This is a genomic window from Actinopolyspora biskrensis, assembly GCF_013408175.1.
Taxonomy (GTDB): Bacteria; Actinomycetota; Actinomycetes; order Mycobacteriales; family Pseudonocardiaceae; genus Actinopolyspora; species Actinopolyspora biskrensis.
In genome coordinates, this window is sequence record NZ_JACBYW010000005.1 from 225,877 (window position 1) to 242,602 (window position 16,726).

General features: G+C 68.6%; 17 protein-coding genes and 1 pseudogene. 6 read left to right on the top strand and 12 right to left on the bottom strand.

Features of this window, described 5'->3' with window-relative positions; all coding sequences use genetic code 11:
• Window positions 1-97 precede the first annotated feature (97 nt).
• From FHR84_RS14475 to FHR84_RS14500, 6 genes are all read right to left on the bottom strand, one after another.
• Window positions 98-943, bottom strand: a complete 846-nt coding sequence (locus tag FHR84_RS14475; protein WP_179536051.1) for an SAM-dependent methyltransferase — start codon at window positions 941-943, stop codon at window positions 98-100.
• Between the two features lie 223 nt (window positions 944-1,166).
• On the bottom strand, window positions 1,167-1,796 hold the full coding sequence (locus FHR84_RS22485) for a GmrSD restriction endonuclease domain-containing protein (protein WP_179536052.1): 630 nt from the start codon (window positions 1,794-1,796) through the stop codon (window positions 1,167-1,169).
• Between the two features lie 238 nt (window positions 1,797-2,034).
• Window positions 2,035-2,793 (bottom strand): MBL fold metallo-hydrolase, encoded by a 759-nt coding sequence (locus tag FHR84_RS14485; protein ID WP_218862900.1) that lies wholly within the window; start codon window positions 2,791-2,793, stop codon window positions 2,035-2,037.
• Between the two features lie 180 nt (window positions 2,794-2,973).
• The gene (locus tag FHR84_RS14490; RefSeq protein WP_179536053.1) at window positions 2,974-4,476 is read right to left on the bottom strand and encodes a tripartite tricarboxylate transporter permease; all 1,503 of its coding nucleotides are present in this window, start codon (window positions 4,474-4,476) and stop codon (window positions 2,974-2,976) included.
• Complete coding sequence (locus tag FHR84_RS14495) at window positions 4,477-5,070, bottom strand: tripartite tricarboxylate transporter TctB family protein (protein WP_179536054.1); 594 nt, start codon at window positions 5,068-5,070, stop codon at window positions 4,477-4,479.
• The gene (locus FHR84_RS14500; RefSeq protein ID WP_179536055.1) at window positions 5,067-6,056 is read right to left on the bottom strand and encodes a Bug family tripartite tricarboxylate transporter substrate binding protein; all 990 of its coding nucleotides are present in this window, start codon (window positions 6,054-6,056) and stop codon (window positions 5,067-5,069) included. The genes FHR84_RS14495 and FHR84_RS14500 overlap by 4 nt, the downstream gene beginning before the upstream one ends.
• 213 nt (window positions 6,057-6,269) lie before the next feature.
• Here FHR84_RS14500 and FHR84_RS14505 point away from each other — a divergent pair, with 213 nt between their 5' ends.
• The 4 genes and pseudogenes from FHR84_RS14505 (at window position 6,270) to FHR84_RS14520 (ending at window position 11,383) form a co-directional block, all read left to right on the top strand.
• On the top strand, window positions 6,270-7,958 hold the full coding sequence (locus tag FHR84_RS14505; RefSeq protein WP_179536056.1) for an ATP-binding protein: 1,689 nt from the start codon (window positions 6,270-6,272) through the stop codon (window positions 7,956-7,958).
• On the top strand, window positions 7,955-8,653 hold the full coding sequence (locus FHR84_RS14510; RefSeq protein ID WP_179536057.1) for a response regulator: 699 nt from the start codon (window positions 7,955-7,957) through the stop codon (window positions 8,651-8,653). Before FHR84_RS14505 ends, FHR84_RS14510 begins: the two co-directional genes overlap by 4 nt.
• Before the next feature lie 177 nt (window positions 8,654-8,830).
• Window positions 8,831-9,821, top strand: a pseudogene (locus tag FHR84_RS23310) (RNA-guided endonuclease InsQ/TnpB family protein).
• Between the two features lie 251 nt (window positions 9,822-10,072).
• Window positions 10,073-11,383, top strand: a complete 1,311-nt coding sequence (locus tag FHR84_RS14520; protein WP_179536058.1) for a SpoIIE family protein phosphatase — start codon at window positions 10,073-10,075, stop codon at window positions 11,381-11,383.
• A gap of 63 nt (window positions 11,384-11,446) precedes the next feature.
• On the opposite strand, the gene FHR84_RS14525 is transcribed toward FHR84_RS14520, so the two are convergent.
• The 3 genes from FHR84_RS14525 to FHR84_RS14535 form a co-directional block, all read right to left on the bottom strand.
• The gene (locus FHR84_RS14525) at window positions 11,447-11,893 is read right to left on the bottom strand and encodes an ATP-binding protein (RefSeq protein ID WP_218862904.1); all 447 of its coding nucleotides are present in this window, start codon (window positions 11,891-11,893) and stop codon (window positions 11,447-11,449) included.
• Window positions 11,894-12,017: 124 nt separating this feature from the next.
• On the bottom strand, window positions 12,018-12,410 hold the full coding sequence (locus tag FHR84_RS14530) for an STAS domain-containing protein (RefSeq protein WP_246300631.1): 393 nt from the start codon (window positions 12,408-12,410) through the stop codon (window positions 12,018-12,020).
• Window positions 12,411-12,573: 163 nt separating this feature from the next.
• Window positions 12,574-12,765 (bottom strand): hypothetical protein, encoded by a 192-nt coding sequence (locus FHR84_RS14535; protein ID WP_179536060.1) that lies wholly within the window; start codon window positions 12,763-12,765, stop codon window positions 12,574-12,576.
• A 52-nt stretch (window positions 12,766-12,817) separates the two neighbouring features.
• Between FHR84_RS14535 and FHR84_RS22060 the strand changes: the two genes are divergently transcribed.
• Window positions 12,818-13,234: a zinc ribbon domain-containing protein gene (locus FHR84_RS22060; RefSeq protein ID WP_425489913.1), complete on the top strand. Its 417-nt coding sequence runs from the start codon at window positions 12,818-12,820 to the stop codon at window positions 13,232-13,234.
• A gap of 80 nt (window positions 13,235-13,314) precedes the next feature.
• Here the strand turns inward: FHR84_RS22060 and FHR84_RS14545 are convergent, their stop codons facing one another.
• Window positions 13,315-13,815, bottom strand: coding sequence for a methylated-DNA--[protein]-cysteine S-methyltransferase (locus FHR84_RS14545; protein ID WP_179536061.1), 501 nt, complete (start codon window positions 13,813-13,815; stop codon window positions 13,315-13,317).
• 145 nt (window positions 13,816-13,960) lie between these two features.
• On the opposite strand from FHR84_RS14545, the gene FHR84_RS22945 reads away from it, so the two are divergent.
• Window positions 13,961-14,083 carry a hypothetical protein gene (locus FHR84_RS22945; protein ID WP_281361345.1) on the top strand — a complete coding sequence of 41 codons (123 nt, stop codon included), beginning with the start codon at window positions 13,961-13,963 and terminating at the stop codon, window positions 14,081-14,083.
• Between the two features lie 1,700 nt (window positions 14,084-15,783).
• Here the strand turns inward: FHR84_RS22945 and FHR84_RS14550 are convergent.
• Together FHR84_RS14550 and FHR84_RS14555 are read right to left on the bottom strand one after the other, a co-directional pair.
• A complete protein-coding gene (locus FHR84_RS14550; RefSeq protein WP_179536062.1) occupies window positions 15,784-15,987 on the bottom strand; it encodes a hypothetical protein in 204 nt (67 codons plus the stop codon).
• A gap of 10 nt (window positions 15,988-15,997) precedes the next feature.
• A complete protein-coding gene (locus FHR84_RS14555) occupies window positions 15,998-16,723 on the bottom strand; it encodes a hypothetical protein (protein WP_179536063.1) in 726 nt (241 codons plus the stop codon).
• Window positions 16,724-16,726: the final 3 nt, after the last annotated feature.

Consider the following 16,726-nt stretch of genomic DNA (forward strand, 5'->3'; position numbering starts at 1 on the left):
GCGGGCGCGGGGCGGCCCCGACGACTGCCCCGGGGAGTGCGGGAGGGACGGGACGCCTCGCCCGCGCGGTCCTTCCGCGAAGCGACGCGCTCGGGGATCACCCATCGAGACGGCCGACAGCCCCGTAGGCGTTGGCGATGTTCACCTCGTCCTCCGTCACCGTGGAGTCGGGCCGCCACAGCGGGAGGGGAACCAGGCCGGGGTCCACCGGAGAGAACCCCTCCAGGAGCTCCTCGATCTCGTGCGGAGCTCGCCATCTGACCGGGGTGGGGGTGCGGGCCATGACCTCTTCGGCCGCGGCCACCTGCTGAGGAGTCGCGGACAGGGCGGAAATGTGGGACAGCACGAGATGGCTTCCGGGCGCGCAGACCCCGCGGTACGTCGCCAGCACCTCGCGCGCCTCGTCCTGGTCGGGGACGAAGGGCAGCACCGCGACGGCCAGCAGGCCGACGGGGCGGCTGAAGTCCAGCAGCTCCGCCACGCCGGGTGCGGACAGCACCGCCTCCGGATCGCGGATGTCGGCGAGCGTCATCGTGACTCCGGACAGGTCGTTCAGCAGGCGCTGGGCGTGCGCCACGGCGACCGGTTCGTGGTCGACGTAGGCCACCCTGGCCCGCTGGTTGAACTGCCCGGCCACCTCGTGGACGTTGCCGACGGTCGGGATGCCCGATCCGAGATCGATGAACTGGTCGATGCCGTTCCCGGCGAGGAAGGTGACCGCCCGCTGCAGGAACGCGCGGTTCGCCCGCGCGTACTCGCGTGCGTGCGGCATCGCCGCGGAACCGGCTTCGGCCGCCTCCCGGTCCGCCGCGAAGTTGGTGGAACCCCCGAGGTAGTAGTCGTACATCCGCGCGGCGTTCGGCAGGTCGGTTCGGACCTCCTCGCGGGGCGGGGGAGCTGAACCGAAAAGCGTCTCTTCGTCGCGATTCTCGTGCTGGTTCATTCCGGGGCACCTCCGAGTCGCTCGCGGCCGGAACCGGTCGGCGCTGCGAACCACGATACCGCGCATCCGCTTCTTGCCCGGGACGAGAGCTGTGGGCCGCCGCCCCGGCCGCGCGGAAGCGCTCCGGCCCGGCAGCTCCCCGTCCTGCCCGCGGGCGGCGGGCGGCGGGCGGGAGCGCGCTCGCGTGCCGCCCGCCACCCGTGCGGAGGTGCCTCGGCGTGCCTCAGCAGTCGTCGAGCATGTTCGACAACGCCGTCTTCTCGGCCGAGTCGACGCTCAGCCCCCACTTGTGCTTGACGTTGATCCAACCGCGCGCGTAGATGCAGTGGTAGCCGGTGTTCGACGGTTTCCACTCGGCGGGGTCGGAGTCACTCTTGTCCATGTTGGACGTTCCGGACACCGCGATCAGCTGCTGGCTGTCCAGGTCGTTGGCGAAGTTCTCGCGTTCGGAGTCGCTCCAGTTCGCGGTGCCCGACCTCCAGGACTCCGCCAGCGGGACCATGTGGTCGATGTGCACCTCACTGGGGTCCTGGACCCACTGCTGGTCGTAGACGCTGTACCAGCTTCCCGAGGTCGGGTAGCAGTCGCTTCCGACGCTCACCTCGCTGCCGTCCCTCTTCAGCACGGTCTCGCGGGTGTCGCAGCTGCCGGACCGACTCGACCAGTGGGGGAAGCGGTCCCTGTCGTAGCCGTTCATGGAGCCCTCGGAGCGCACCGTGAGCTCGGCCAGTTGCTGGCTCGCGGTGCTCCGGTCGGGCGGGGTGGGTGGATAGGCTGTGGCCGTTCCCGCCGAAACGGCCAGCAGAGCCACCGCGGAGAGCGCGGTGGTGAGCGTGGTGACGAGCTGTCGCACGACCGTCCTCCTCACGTAGCGGTTGGGGCGACCACCGCAGCGTGACAAGCGCCGGTCAACGCGGGTCAATAGTGCGGTGAAGAGTGGATGGACGTCGTGACACGTTCGGACCAGCCCCCCGGCGGTGCCGGTTGCTCCGGTGGTGGTTCCGGTGCTGCCGGAGCCGAGGGAGTACCCCGGCGGTGAGCGAGCGGCCCCGAGCGGGGAAACCCGCCGATGTCGACGGAGAACCGCACCGTCAGGACAAGGGGATCCGCAGTCCTTCAGTGGCCACCAGGGTATCCCCGGGAAAGACCTCGGCCGCTTCGGCTCGGCTGACCTCTCGGTCGTTGCCCGGCCGGAAGTGCGTGAGCAGCAACCGCTCCGCGTGAGCCCGTGCTGCCAGTGCGGCGGCCTCGCGGGCCGTCAGATCACAACGACGGTCCGAGTCGGACTCGGCTACCCCGGGCCGCTGGTGACGGTCGGTGGCTTCGGCCACGAACAGGTCAGCCTCGCTGGCCAGCTCGACGACCGCGGGGTCCGGACCGGTGTCACCGGTGTAGACGACGGTCGCTTCCGAACTCGCCAACCGCACACCCGCGTTGGGCACGAAGTGCGGCAACGCCACCGAGTCGAGCCGAAAAGGACCGCAGCGGTACGGTCTCGCCGGCAGTGGCCACGGCTCGAACACGCGGATCAGCGCCTCGTTCGTTCCGTCCTCGAAGGCCTGCAGCCTGTCGAACACCTCGCGCGGTGCGTACAGCGGCAACGACGGAGCTCCGCGCCTTCCGAACCACCGTGCGCGGAACAGGCCGTGCAGATCGACCACGTGGTCCGGGTGCTCATGGGTGATCACCACGGCGTCCAACCCGTCGGCGGCAGGACTTTCCAGCAGTGAGAGCAGGCGAGGCAGGGTTCCGTATCCCAGGTCGACGACCACGCGGAACCCGGCCGACTCCAGCAGGAAACCGCTGCACGCGCGCCCGGGTTCCGGCCATCCGCCGCAGCTGCCCAGCACCGTCAGCGCGGAGCTCTCGTCCGGAATCGCTCTTCTCCGTGATCGGCGTCGTCGCCAGTGCAGGACGAACGCGGGTGGTGCCGCCCGCGTCGGGCCGGATCACTGCTCGAACGGCTGACCCCGCTTCTCGGCCGCCGCCGATGCCGGAGCCGACGGTGGTCGGGAAGCGGGACGTCGGGCTCAGGCCGCTCGGCGTCGGTTGCGCGCTCGCAGCACGAGCGAGACCACCACGGCGAGCACCAGGACCGAGTAGAGCGCCACCGCGAAGGGACTGTCCACGAGCACTCCGACGTCGCCCTGGCTCATCGCCATCGCACGGCGCAGCGACGTCTCGGCCAGCGGTCCGAGGATGACCCCGATGAGGACCGGGGCGATCGGGAACCCGTAGCGACGCAGCAGGAAACCCAGCGCCCCGATCACGTACAACAGCAGCACGTCGAACACCGCCGACCTGGTGGTGTAAACCCCGAGGGTCGCGAACACCACGATCCCCGCGTAGAGGTAGTTGCGCGGAATGCGCAGCAGTTTCGCCCAGATCGGGGCGAACGGCAGGTTCAGCACCAGCAGCATCGCGCTGCCGATGAACAGGCTGGCCAGCAACGCCCAGACCAGGTCGGACTCCTGCGTGAACAACAGCGGCCCCGGACGCATCCCGTACTGCTGGAACGCGCCGAGCATGATCGCCGCGGTCGCCGAGGTGGGCAGCCCCAGCCCGAGCAGCGGAACCAGCGAGGTCGCCGTCGTCGCGTTGTTCGCCGCCTCCGGGCCCGCGACCCCTTCGATGGCACCACGATCGAACTCGTCGCCGCCGCCGCGTCGCCTGGAGAGGCTCTTCTCGGTGCCGTAGGACAGGAAGGTGGGAATCTCGGCCCCGCCCGCAGGGATCACCCCGAAGGGAATCCCGAGCGCGGTGCCGCGCAACCAGGGACGCCAGGAGCGGCTCAGGTCCCGCCTGCTCAGCCACGGGCGTCCCGAGGCGACGGTCTCGGTGGCCGGTGCGCGCCGGGAACGCGACGCGACGTGCAGCACCTCCCCGATGGCCAGCAGCCCCACCGTGACGACCACGACGCTGATCCCGTCCAGCAGCTGGGTGCTGCCCAACGTGAACCGCACGGCCCCGCTCTGCTCGTCGATCCCGACCATCGCCACGGCCAGCCCGATGCCGAGCGAGCTCAGCCCGCGCAGCATGTCGCCGGTCACCACGGCCGAGGTTGCCAGGAAGGCCAGCACGGTCAGCGCGAAGTACTCGGGAGGACCGAAACCGACGGCCAGGTTCACCATCAGCGGGGAGAAGAACACCACCAGGGTCACCGCGACGATGCTCGCGAGGAAGGAACCGAGCACCGCGGTGGCCAGCGCCTGGGGAGCGCGCCGGTTCTTCGCCATCAGGAAGCCCTCGAAGGCCGTGGCCATCGAGGAGCTCTGCCCGGGGGTGTTGAGCAGGATCGCGGTCGTGGCGCCGCCGAACTGCCCTCCGAAGTAGACCCCGGCGAACATGATGAACGCGCCGGTGGGGTCGAGTTGGAAGGTGACCGGGACGAGCAGCGCGATCGCCATGGCCGTGCCCAGCCCCGGCAGCACGCCGACCACGGTGCCGAGTATCACCCCGGTCAGGCACAGCAGCAGGTTCAGCGGGGTCACCGCTTCGGCGAAACCCCCGCCCAGCAAGGACAACGTTTCCACTCAGAACACCCCAACCAGGACACCGGAGGGAAGCGGCAGGCCGAGCCCCGCGGAGAAGGCCAGCTGCACCGCGGCCGAGACGACGAAGGAGATCCCGAGGTCGCGCAACTTGTGCCCGCTCCCGAGCGCGCAGGAGACGCCCCAGAACAGCAGGGCGCCCGCGATGACCCACCCCGCCGTCTGCAACAGCGCCAGGTGCGCGGCCAAGGTCGCGCCGGTCAGCAGCAGCGGTTTCCAGTCGCTGCGCGCTCCGGCCTCCGCGGAGTCGGACTCGGCCGAGGACACGGCGGAACCGTCCCCGCCGCCCGCCTCGTCGGCGGTGGCAGCGCTGCGGGGCAGCAGCGTCCGCACGGACAGCGCCACTCCCAGCACGGCCAGCAGCGTGCCGACCACGACGGGGAAGAACCGCGGCCCGAGGAAGCTCACCGAGGAGGGAACGTCCATCATCGCCGAGCGGATCAGCAGGAATCCGCCCAGCGCGATCACGAGGACACCGACGAACAGCTCACTGCGTCCGGTCCAGAAGGACCGCGCGCCGTCGCCCAGGGCGGGGCTTTCCCCCGCCGGGGTGGTTCGGTGCACCGATGCGCTCATGACAGCCCGAGCTCCTCACTGATCCCCTTGATGCGTGCGGTCTCGGATTCGAGGAATCCCTCGAACTCGGCTCCCGTCTGGAAGGTGTCCTGCCAGCCGTTGCGGCGCACCGCCTGCTGCCACTGATCGGTGCCGTGCACCTGTTCGACGATCCTCTCCAGCTCGGCGCGCTGTTCGGGGCTGATCCCAGGAGGAGCGATCACGCCGCGCCAGTTGGCCAGCGTCGCGTCCACGCCCTGCTCCACGAAGGTGGGAATGTCGATGCCGTCCAGGCGGTGCTCCGAGGAGATGCCGAGCGGCCGCAGGTTCCCGGCCTCGATCTGTCCGGCGAACTCCTGGTAGCTGGACACCCCGACGTCGAGCCCGCCGTCGAGCAGACCGGTGACCACTTCGCCGCCGCCGGAGTAGGCGATGTAGTTCAGCTTCGATATGTCGACCCCGGCCTCCCGCAGCAGCATCCCGGCGAACAGGTGGTCGGTCCCGCCGGCGGAGCCACCGCCGACCGCCACCGAGCCCGGAGACCTCCGCCAGGCGTTCATGAGGTCCTGCACCGTGTGGAACGGCGAGTCGGCCGGCACGACCACGGCCTCGTAGTCGTCGGCCAGCCGGGCGACGGGGGTGGCGTCGTCGAGGGTCACCCGCGAATCGGTCGTCTGGATGGAACCGGTCATGACGGCCCCGGTCATCATCAGCTCGTTGTCCTGGCCCGATTGGTTGGCCAGCCGTGAGAGACCGATGGTGCCGCCCGCCCCGGGGACGTTGAGCACCTCGGTGGTGCGGGAGAGTCCGTGTGCGTCCACCGCGCTCTGGATCTCGCGCGCCACGCTGTCCCAGCCACCGCCGGGGTCGGCTGGAGCGATCAGGTGCAGTTTGTCCCGTGGGCCGGTTCCGCTGGAGGCTTTCGTGTGGGCGTCGGCCAGCCCGGCGCCCACGACGACCACGCCCAGGACCGCGGCGGCCACGCGGAGGATCAGTCGTCCTGTCATGGTCCTTCCCTGCGAATTTAGTGTGAACAGCGTGTTAAGAGCTGTGGATCACAGGGTGTGGGTCACACCCGTTCGTGGGAAATGTGGTGTTCATAAATTCAGTAGTGGTCGTTGTGGTCACGGGAGCGGGGCGGTGCGGTGGAACCCTCCGCGGCGTGATGCCCTTCATACCGTGCTGCCGTTCCACGAGGACGATCGCCGACCGTGAGGAGGATGGACGTCATCGCCGAGGGCAACACCGCGCGTGGCCGCGGGCCGGTGCGGCGCTGGCCGCTGGCAGGCCAGTTCTTCGCGCTGCAGCTGGTGCTGATCGTGATAGCTCTCGTGGCAAGCGGGCTTTTCTGGTGGCGCAACACCCGAGCCGAACTCGACGAGCAGTACGCCCAGCGCGTGTTGGTGATCGCCGAGTCGGTGGCCTCGCTGCACACGGTCCGGGAGGCCTTCGACGATCCGAGTCCCGAGGACACGATCGCGCCGTTGGCCGAACGGATACGCCGAGCGACCGGGGCCTCGTTCATCGTCGTCGCCAACAGGCAGCAGATCCGCTACTCCCACCCGGACCCCGGGCGTATCGGCGAGCACCTGTCCACCGACGCCTCGCCCGCGCTGGCGGGTGAGGCGTGGACCGGTGTGCAGACCGGGACCACCGGGCGGTCCATGCGGGCGAAGGTGCCGGTGCTCGACGACTCCGGCCGGGTCATCGGGGTCGTCTCGGTGGGAGTCCCGGTCTCGACCGTCAGCGAGGAAGTGGCCCAGAGCCTGCCCGAGCTGCTCGGAACCGTGCTGACGCTGATGCTGCTCGGCGGCTTCGGGACCTATCTGGTCTTCCGGAGGATGCGCCGGAAGACCTTCGGCATGGCCTCCGACGAGATCGGGAGACTGGTCGACCACCGGGTGGCCATGCTGCACGCGCTCAAGGAGGGAGTGGTGGCGTTCGACTCGGACGGCAGGATCACGCTGATCAACGACGAGGCGCACCGGCTGCTGGGGCTGCCCGCCGACGCGGAGGGACGCCGTCTCGACGAGCTGGGGCTGCCGGAGCGACTGCACGAGGTGTTGGCGGGCGAGGCCGACGGGACGGACCAGATCGTCCTGCGCGCGGGCAGGGTGCTCGCCCTCAACCGGATGCCGATACGTTCGGACCGCAGCGACGGTGGTTCCGTGGTCACGCTGCGGGACCGCACCCAGCTCGACCAGCTCGCGCAGGAGCTGGACGGCGCGCGTACCACCACGGACGCGCTGCGCGCCCAGGCCCACGAGTTCTCCAACCGCATCCACACGATCTCGGGGCTGTTGGAGCTCGGCGAGCACGAGGAGGCGCGGACCTTCGTCGCGGAACTCAGCGCCGCCCACGGCCGCTTCACCGAGGAGCTCACCACTCGCGTCCGGGACGCGGCGGTCTCGGCCCTGCTGCTGGCGAAGTCCGCCGCGGCCGGTGAGCGCGGTGCCGAGTTCGTGCTGGACCCGGAGACCGACCTCGGGGCGCTGCCCAGCTCCACCGCGCGCGACGACCTGATCCTCGTCGTCGGCAACCTGATCGACAACGCCCTGGACTCGCTGGACGGGGAAGGTGGCAGGGTGCGTGTGTCACTGCGCTCCACGGAGGAGGGCGGGACGGCGGCCACCGGCATCGAGGTCGGGGACTCGGGAGCGGGAATCGCCCCTGACCTGGTGAACGAGGTGTTCCGGGCCGGATTCACCACGAAAGTGGCCGAACAGGGCGGAACCGGCGGTCTGGGCCTGGCTCTGGTGCGTCAGACCTGCCGCAACCGGGGCGGCTGGGTCCGGGCCGACAACGACGGAGGTGCCGTGTTCACCGCACTGCTGCCCACGGTGGAGGAACCCGTCACGGCGGTGGGTCGTGGGACTACGGACACAGCGGACTCGGGAGGCGAGCGATGATCCGGGTTCTCGTGGTCGACGACGACGTCCTCGTGGCCAGGAACCATCGCAAGCTCGTCGACAGCCTGGACGGGTTCGAAGCGGTCGGCGTCGCCCACACGGCCGCGGAGGCGTCGCGGTTGACGGAGGAGCTGCGACCCGAGCTGGTGCTGCTGGACCTGTACCTTCCGGACGACTCCGGGGTGCGGGTGCTGCAAAGGCTGCGCGGCAACGCTCGTTCCGTGGATGTCCTCGTGATCACCGCGGTCAGGGACGTGGAGACGGTGAAGGCCTCCATGCAGGGAGGCGCGGTGCACTACCTGCTGAAGCCCTTCCCGTTCAGCGAGCTGCGCAACCGGCTGAACAACTACGCCGAGGCGCAGCGGAAGCTGGACTCGGTGGTCGAGGCGGAGCAGGACGATGTGGACCGGGCCTACGGGCTGCTGCGGGCCGGGGAGCGGAAGAGCGTGCCCACCGAGCTGCCCAAGGGGCTCTCACCGGTTACGGCGCGGCTGGTGACCGAAACGCTGCGCGCGGCCGACGCGGACCTCTCCGCCGTGGAGGTGGCGAGGAGATCAGGGCTGTCCCGGGTGAGCGCGCGGCGCTACCTCGACCATTTCACCGCGATCGGCAGGGTGGAGCTGAACCTGCGGTACGGATCCGCGGGAAGGCCCGAACACCGGTACCGGTGGGTCGCGGACGACCGGGCCCGGTAGGACCTCGCCGTTCGGTTCCCGGGGGCTCCCGGTCCGGTGAGCTGAACGGCTCACCAGGGGTGTTGAGGGAGTCTTGTCTTTCGGGGCGGGAAGGGATCAGCGTCAACGTTTTTGTCAGCCCTGTCGGTTACCGCGCACCTGTGCAAGGAGGGACGTCCGGTGAGCGGCCACGAATCCATGCGCTACACCTACCGGCTGCGCGTGTCGAACACCGCTTGCCGGGCGTTGTCGGCCGGGTGGGGCCGGTGCCGGTGGGTGTGGAACGAATGCGTCGCCGCCGCGCAGCGTGCCTACCGCGATGGCGAGAAGGTCGGTCCGGCCGCGCTGGATAAGATGCTGACCCGAGCCCGGAGGGTGACGCCGTGGCTGCGCGAGGGCGGTTCGGTGCCGCAGCAGCGCAGCAGCAGAGCATCCGCGATTTCGGGTGGTCTAAAGCTGAGGCACGGAAAGACATCCGGGACCGGCCGCCGCGACATCGCCGTGCCGGAATGCCCAAGTTCGAGAAGAACGACGCGGCGCCGACGTTGAACTGCACACGGCGCGGGCTCAGCCTCCACGACGGGCGGCTGTTGCTGGCAGGCGGTATCGAGGCCCGACCGGTGTGGTCGCGCGATCTGTCCGCCGACCCGTCGAGTGTGCGGGTGTACCGCGACACCCTCGGACACTGGTATCGCTCGTTCGTCGTGCCCGCCCAGACCGAGCCGTTGCCGGAAATCGGCCCGGTGCTCGGGGTGGACTGGGGCGTGACCGACACCGCCACCACCAGCGACGACGCCCGTAAGTGGGCCAAACGCGTGGTCACCGACCACGACGGGATCGCCGTGGAGGACCCCGCCCGGAGTTTCCGGGCAAAACCACGATGGCGCGCAAAGCCGCCGACGCGGCCATCGGAACGATCAAGAGCGAACTGCTGAGCACGGGGCGCAAGCACGGGCGTGGCGTGCGGCTGGTCGGCCCGAAACACACGACGAGGGACTGCGGACGGTGCCATGCGAGAACCAAGCACGCGCTGCCGCTGTCGGAACGCACCTACACCTGCACCGCGTGCGGAACCTCAATGCCGAGAGACAGGAACTCCGCACACGTGATGCTGGTCCGGGCAGGTTTCGTCCCGGTTGGTGTTGAAGGCGTGGGCCCCGGGCGTCCGCCGGACGCTCAGGCAGTCTGAACCAGGAATCTCCCACCCCCGAACGGGAGAGGAGTCAATATGGTGCCGGTAATGCGACCCGGAAAGTCGGAGTACGGTGGTCCTGCCGGGCCGCGGTCGATTGCGCACTCGCCCACACCGATCGGATGCCGAGGTTGACGAGGTTGGCTGCTCGTCCGCGTCCTTCCGCTCTTCCTCCCTGGTTTCGTGCGGTGGGACCACGAGGGGTTCGAATGGTGGCGGCCAGCTGAGCATCCGGAAAGGACCCACTGGTGACCACTGAGAACGCCGCACACGCCACCCGCTCACGTTCGGGACGAGCGGGGGACAGCGCCGAGGCCGAGCGTTTGGCCGCTGTCGAGCACTACAGCATCCTGGACACTCCTCCGGAGGGGGCCTTCGACCGCATAGCCGCGCTGGCCGCGCGGTGGCTGGACGCACCCTTCGCGACGGTCTCGTTCGTGGATGCCGACCGGGTCTGGTTCAAGGCCGTGTACGGCTCGGAGGGGATCTCCCAGATCAGCCGCGATCACGGGCTCTCGTCCTCCGCGATCCTGGACGACGAGCCGTGCGTGATCCGGGACGCCCTGCCCGGCCCGCAGGGGGTGGGGACCTCACCGGTGCCCGGCGAGCAGGACGTCCGGTCCTACGCCGCCGCGCCGATCATCTCCCCCGAGGGGCATCGCCTGGGAACGGTCGACGTGTTCGACACCCGGCACCGTCAGTTCCAGGACTCCGCGCTGTCCACCCTGGCCGATCTGGCGGCGGTGGCCATGGACACGCTGGAGTTACGGCTGTCGACGCTGAGGACGTTGCGACACGAACGCCAGTTGCGCAAACAGCTCGAGGGCTTCGCCTCGACGCTGCAGCGGACGCTGTTGCCCCCGTCCCTGCCCACCGTGCCGGGGCTGCAGCTGTCCTGCCACTACCACACGGCCGACCCCGGTGAGGTGACCGGGGACTTCTACGACGTGTTCGCGCTCGCCGACGGCCGATGGGCCTTCTTCCTCGGCGACGTATCGGGGCACGGTGCCCCGGCTGCCACGGTGGCCTCGTTGACCCGCTACACCCTGCGGGCCGCCGCGATGCACAGCTCCGATCCCACCGACGTGCTCGAAGAGCTGAACACCGTGCTGCTGCACGACCCCAACGTCTCCCACTCGGCCACGGTGCTCTTCGGTGTTCTCGCGCCCGATTCGGAAGGGGGCTTCGACATCGTCCTCGCCGGTGGGGGACACCCCCCTGCGTTGTGGTTGCGTCCCGGATCCGGCAACGGTCCCGGTGTCGAGGAGGTGTGGCCGGAGGGCGGGATGCTCGTCGGGGCGCTGCCCGACGCGTCGTTCGCCACTCGCCGGCTGCGGTTGCGGCCCGGTCAGACCCTGCTGCTCTACACCGACGGCCTCACCGAGGCCCGTCCCGGCGGGGACATCTACGGTGCGGAACGGTTGACGGAGTTCCTCACCAGGCACACCGAAGCCGGTGCCACCGCGCTGGTCGGTGAGCTCGACGCGCTGATCGCGGAACTCGGGTCCGCGGTCACCGACGACGTGGCGTTGCTGGCGATGAGCGTGCCCCGCGAGTGAGCCAGCGCGTGAGATACGCGGCCACGGCGGGTACTCGTCTCGGTGCCGGACGGCGTGGAATCCTCATGCCTCCGGGACCGGGTCCTGGGCCGGAGTCCAGCTCATCCGCACCGTGGTGCCTTCACCGCCGGTGAGGACCTCGGCGTGCTCGGCCAGGCTGCGCAGCAGTATCAGCCCGCGCCCGCCGAGGTCCCGGCGTTGCTCCGACTCCGGACACCAGCGCCCGTAGTCGGTCACGGTCACTTCGACCCGCGTGGGCTCGGGCAGCAGGCGTGCCTCCAGATCCAACACACCGCTGCCGTCCGGGTAGGCGTGCGCGACCACGTTGGCCAATGCCTCGTAGCTCGCCAGCATCAGCACTTCAACCTGCTCCGCGTCCAAACCGACCGTTCCGGCCCATTCGGCGAGCGCGTTGCGCAACGGGGGAAGCCGCTCGGGAGCGGCGGGGACGTCCCGGTAGCACAACTCGGAGTCGGGGTCACCGCGAGCAGAGGGTGGGCGGGCGGTCATCATTCGTACTCACTCGGTCCTCGTGCGATTCGGAGGTCGGACTCCCGTCCGGGTTACCACACGGGGACGTTCTTCTATGCCCGGCGGCGTCCCTCGTGCGGGTGTGCCGCCGTGGCGGTCGTACTCACCGGTCCGCGGACAGAGCCTCCTCCCGGGAGGAGTACACGGCGATCTTGCGGTCCAGAGCGGTGACCCGTAGCGGTCGTGCGGTCGCGCTGTTGCCGGCCACGACGCGCAGGGAGGTGCTTTCCCCGGCCTGCTGGTACGCCGCGACCAGTGCCGACAGTCCCGCCGAGGCGAAGAAGTCGACGTGCTCCAGGTCGACCACCAGCACAGGGGGGCGGTGCTCCTCCAACGTGGAGGTCAGCTTCCCCTGGACCCGCGGAGCGGTCACCATGTCGACCTCTCCGGTGATCACCAGCACAGCGGTCCGCCCGTGCCACTGAAGGGACGTGCTTACCTTCTCGGCCCCTTCCACCGACGCGGGGTCGTCCGTACGGGTAGGTGTATCGAACATAGCCACAACACGACCCTCGCATACTGGCAAGAAGTAGCAAAACAGTAACGATTCCATCTTCTATCGGGTAACGCCGATCCGCTGCCCGGGTACGTAGTGCGATCAGCCCGCACGGAACTCGCGCACGCGGGGGTTCGCATGGGTGTCCGGCGCCCCTGGGGTGCTACTTCCCCCGGAGAGGTGCTTGGCGCCGGAGGAAAGCACGCACCCCGGGCGAGGCCGAGTCGCGGACGAACGCGCAGTCCGCCACGCGCTCGGCGGTGCAGAGCAGCAGCAGGGTCTCCGCGTAGCCGGTTCCCCAGCGAGCTGCGCCACGCCTTCCCCGGCCGCCGACCTCGACAGCGGGTGTGCTCACAGGCCCGCTGTCCGAAGCTCGGATCTCGCGAGAAGCCGCGGCGGTCGGAGGAGTGCACCACCCGGCGCTCAGGTGGCGCGGCGGCCGGTTGACGTTGGCGAAGTCGGGCGAGCAGCTGCACCTGCGCACGTGGACCTGCTCCGGCTGCGGCACCACGCGCGACCGCGACCTCAACGCCGCGAGCAACATCGAGGCCGCCGGGCTGGCGGTGCACGCGACCGGGTGCGGTTCGATGAACAGGCTGGGCCGCCGAGCTGATCGGCCAGGAGCTCGCGGGCAGGGTCGGCGAGTGCCGGGGACTCGGCTCCGGCGCGGCCAAGGCCCCCGGTGCCTGGAGGGCTCTGGTTCCACGGTGGAAACCTGCGCCAGGCGCGGCGCTGCTCGCCGTCCCCGCTCTGCAGTTCGAGGCCCGTTACGAGAACATCCCGCCCCCGTCCGCGGGATGCAGGAGGTGCGCCACCTGAGCTGACCGCTTCGGGCGTCGGTGCCGGTCGCCGGTCGCCGACCCGGCCACCGTGAACGGCCGTGCGTTCCAGCGGCGGGTTCCGGTCAGAACAGTCTGCCCGCCTCCTCGGCGGGCGGTTCCTCCAGGCGCAGCAGGTAGCGTTTGCGATCGAGTCCGCCGCCGAAGCCGGTCAGGCTGCCGTCCGCGCCGAGCACCCGGTGGCAGGGCACGATCACGACTATCGGATTGCGGCCGGTGGCCGTGCCCACCGCTCTCGCCAGTCCGGGATCGCCGAGTTGCTCGGCCAAGCGGCCGTAGCTGCGGGTCTCGCCGTAGCCGATCCCGGTGAGCAGGTTCCACACGCGCTTCGCGAACTCGTCGCCGTGGAAAGCCAGCGGGAGGTCGAAGCGGGTGCGCTCGCCCGCGAAGTACTCGTCCAGCTGGCGTCTGGTCTCCCGGAACTCCGTGTCGACACGGGGTCCGAACACCGCCTCGGGGTCCTTGTTCTCGCGGCCTTCGAAGTGCAACCCGATCAGCCGGTCCTCTTCGGACACGGCGGTCAGCTGCCCCAGGGGCGAATCGATCACCGTGTGCTTGGTGTCCATGGACCGTCCTCGTCGTTGGCAGCCGGATGCGCCGTCGCGCGCATCGTATCCACTGCCACGTTCCCGCTGGAGAGGTGTTGTTTCCGGTCCTCCTCGCGCCACGGCTTCGCGGAACGTCAAATTCCGGGCCGGTTCCGTCGCTGTGGTGGGGCGGGGCGGTCGTTACGGATTCCGCCGTCGTCGGACGGCCCGCGACGGGGCCACGAATCACCCGGTCGGCGACGTGGCCGCCCACGCCCTGGTGGATGACCTGCACGATCAGGACTGAGCAAAAGTGGGGACAAAACGGGGGTGGATCTTGCTCGTGATCAGCCCCCACGTCTGTGCCCTGCTGGAAGGCGCCCCCGGCAGGATTCGAACCTGCGACCTAGAGATTAGAAGGCGTCCGAGCTGCGTAAACCTTGCCAACGACCAGCGACAACAGCCACACGATCGACCACACGAGCCACATCAACCACTCTCGTCGACTCCGTTCCGCACCACGATTGATGCCACGCCTGGCACCTGTACTCTCGAACCCTTCCTGGGCTGCAAAGTAACCGGCGGACCCTCGGAGCTCGTGATCCAAGCTCGTTAGTGTGCCTATGTACAGCGTGAGTGGGCTTCGGACGAGCGAGTGGGGCGTGGAAACTGGTTGGCGACGACTGGCGCTTGGTAGGCAACCAGAGCCGGGTGATTCGGCTGGGGTTTGTCCTGCTGCTGAAGTTATTCGAGATCGAAACCCGGTGAGCGGTGAGGTCTTGTTCGTCGGTGGAGCAGCGTGCGTGGCCGACCGGGGTTCCGGACGTGATCGGCAGTGTAGCGGTTAGCCACTCTTCATTGAGATTTTATTTTCTCCGTGCCAGGTGTCCGAGACGCTCCTGGTCAGCGTTGCGCCTGCTCGATGACCGCCACCGGTTCAAGAGCGAAATAACCAGAAGGGATTCCTCAGCGGACGGTATCGGTGTAGTTCTCCGGTTCCTGCACAGGGCCGTAGGGGTAGTGATCGCTCGATCGTGGTGTGTGCCGGTATATTCGGAGCCGATGGGGATTAGCCTGCCGAGATATGCGCCGGATCGCAGTCGTCGGGAGTGGTGGGGCGGGGAAAACGACGTTCGCCCATGAGCTCGGGCGTCGTACGGGGATTCCTGTGGTTAGCCTCGACGAGTTCTACTGGCGCCCCGGATGGTGCCGTCCCGATCGCCGGTTTTGGCGCAAGCGGCAGGAGCAGCTACTGAGCCGTGATGCCTGGATTGTCGACGGCAACTACTGGTCCACCCTCGACATCCGGTTGAGCCGGGCTGACACGGTCATCATCCTCGACCAGCCCCGCTGGGTGTGTCTGATGCGGGTGCTGCGACGGAACTGCTGGTATTACGGGAAAGCACTGCAAGCCGCGCCGGCTGCCCCGAACGACTCTCTTGGGACTTCCTGCGCTACCTGTGGTCCTTTTCTCGCCAGCACCGGCCACGCCTGTTCGCCTAGACCGGTACGCACTCGATCAAGTGATACTTCTGTGGTCGAACCGGAACACCCACCGTTTTCTCGCCGCGATGTAAGCGGCGTGCGAGCCCGACCACGGATCTCCTCGTACCCGTTACGCCGTCTTCTCACGAAGGAAGGGCTCCAGAACAGCACAGGGCAGTATGTCGTTTGTCCCGTTCTCGGCGACGACTCGGCCACACTGGATCAACACCCATCGCCCAGTCGGTCTGGGAGCTGCGGCGACACGTCGCAGCTAAAGGGTGGGGCGGGAATGTTTTGCGTTAGTCAGGGCTTTTCGAGTGAGCAAAGACGGAGCCAACGATCACAATGCTGTCCCACGACTGACCCGCACTGTCACCTTCGAGTCGCCCGCTGGCGACCTCGAGGGGACTGTCGACACTGCTCCCGGGACGGGACAACATCACTCCGTGTAGACGAAGGTCGTGACAGAAGCTCGGTGGGATTTCTGGCCTCTGTCACGACCTTCGTGGGGTCACCCCGGGGCTATCTGCCGTTCGATCTCGACGTCGATGGACGCCAGTACAGCACCCCCGCTGCGAAAGCCACGGTAAGGCACGCGAGTATCCCGAGACCCCAGAAGCTGCTCTGCTCGCCCGCGTGGAACAGCGATGGGAGCTGCAAGATCACTGCGGCAGCCGACACGGCCATCCCGACCAGGCTGACCACGAACAGCCACGTTTCTTTCATTGTTCTCACCTTAACCGAAGCAGCTGGCGACAGCGGTGACCGACGCGCTACCGACGGTGGCGTAGGCGCCGATGCACGCGACACACACCCCCGTGCCTACCCCGGGAGTCGCGCACGCACCCGTGCAGGCACTCACGATGAGATATCCGGTGGCGCCACTCACGCCAAGTACTGCCGCGACGCAGGCGGCCGTGCTCCCGGCCCCCATCGCAGTCATGGAGTCAGAACTACCAGTGCCGCTGCCCGCTCCCTGCCGCAGCTGGTCGTCTGTCATGTACGGCTGATCCGTGTCGTTGCTGTTCACGAGAACGCCGTCGGTGAAACTCGTGATGTTGAAGTTCCCGGATTCGTTCTCACTGATGAGCGTCTCGCTGTACTGGACGATGTCTCCGCTCTCGTCGAAGAGAACCGTGAGATTGCTGACCAGACTGTAGTCCCCGCCGACGGGAATCGTCACCGACGTGGACGTGGTTTCCTCGGAGTCCACTGTATAGACCTTGGCCTGACCCCGGGACAGCGCACTTTGTGGGGCCTGAACAGAGATCTCGCCGTTTTTCACGGCCTCGAAGGCCGTGCCCGTCAGGTCCCGTGCGTCCTGGCCCTCGACCAGTGTCATCTCGGTCGTCGACTCTGCCGAGGAACCCTGGGCCGAGCAGGAGCTACCCGCATCGCGAGCAGCCGTGGAGGCAGACCTCGGGGCCTCCTGAGTCGCCGCCATGGTAGGTGTCGATGTCATACC

What these genes read in the sequence shown, in the direction of transcription:
- FHR84_RS14475 (WP_179536051.1), bottom strand. Translation starts at nt 943, where the DNA reads ATGAACCAGCACGAGAATCGCGACGAAGAGACGCTTTTCGGTTCAGCT.
- FHR84_RS14495 (WP_179536054.1), bottom strand. Translation starts at nt 5,070, where the DNA reads ATGAGCGCATCGGTGCACCGAACCACCCCGGCGGGGGAAAGCCCCGCC.
- FHR84_RS14500 (WP_179536055.1), bottom strand. Translation starts at nt 6,056, where the DNA reads ATGACAGGACGACTGATCCTCCGCGTGGCCGCCGCGGTCCTGGGCGTG.
- FHR84_RS14505 (WP_179536056.1), top strand. Translation starts at nt 6,270, where the DNA reads ATGGACGTCATCGCCGAGGGCAACACCGCGCGTGGCCGCGGGCCGGTG.
- FHR84_RS14510 (WP_179536057.1), top strand. Translation starts at nt 7,955, where the DNA reads ATGATCCGGGTTCTCGTGGTCGACGACGACGTCCTCGTGGCCAGGAAC.
- FHR84_RS14525 (WP_218862904.1), bottom strand. Translation starts at nt 11,893, where the DNA reads ATGACCGCCCGCCCACCCTCTGCTCGCGGTGACCCCGACTCCGAGTTG.
- FHR84_RS14530 (WP_246300631.1), bottom strand. Translation starts at nt 12,410, where the DNA reads ATGTTCGATACACCTACCCGTACGGACGACCCCGCGTCGGTGGAAGGG.
- FHR84_RS14545 (WP_179536061.1), bottom strand. Translation starts at nt 13,815, where the DNA reads ATGGACACCAAGCACACGGTGATCGATTCGCCCCTGGGGCAGCTGACC.
- FHR84_RS14550 (WP_179536062.1), bottom strand. Translation starts at nt 15,987, where the DNA reads ATGAAAGAAACGTGGCTGTTCGTGGTCAGCCTGGTCGGGATGGCCGTG.
- FHR84_RS14555 (WP_179536063.1), bottom strand. Translation starts at nt 16,723, where the DNA reads ATGACATCGACACCTACCATGGCGGCGACTCAGGAGGCCCCGAGGTCT.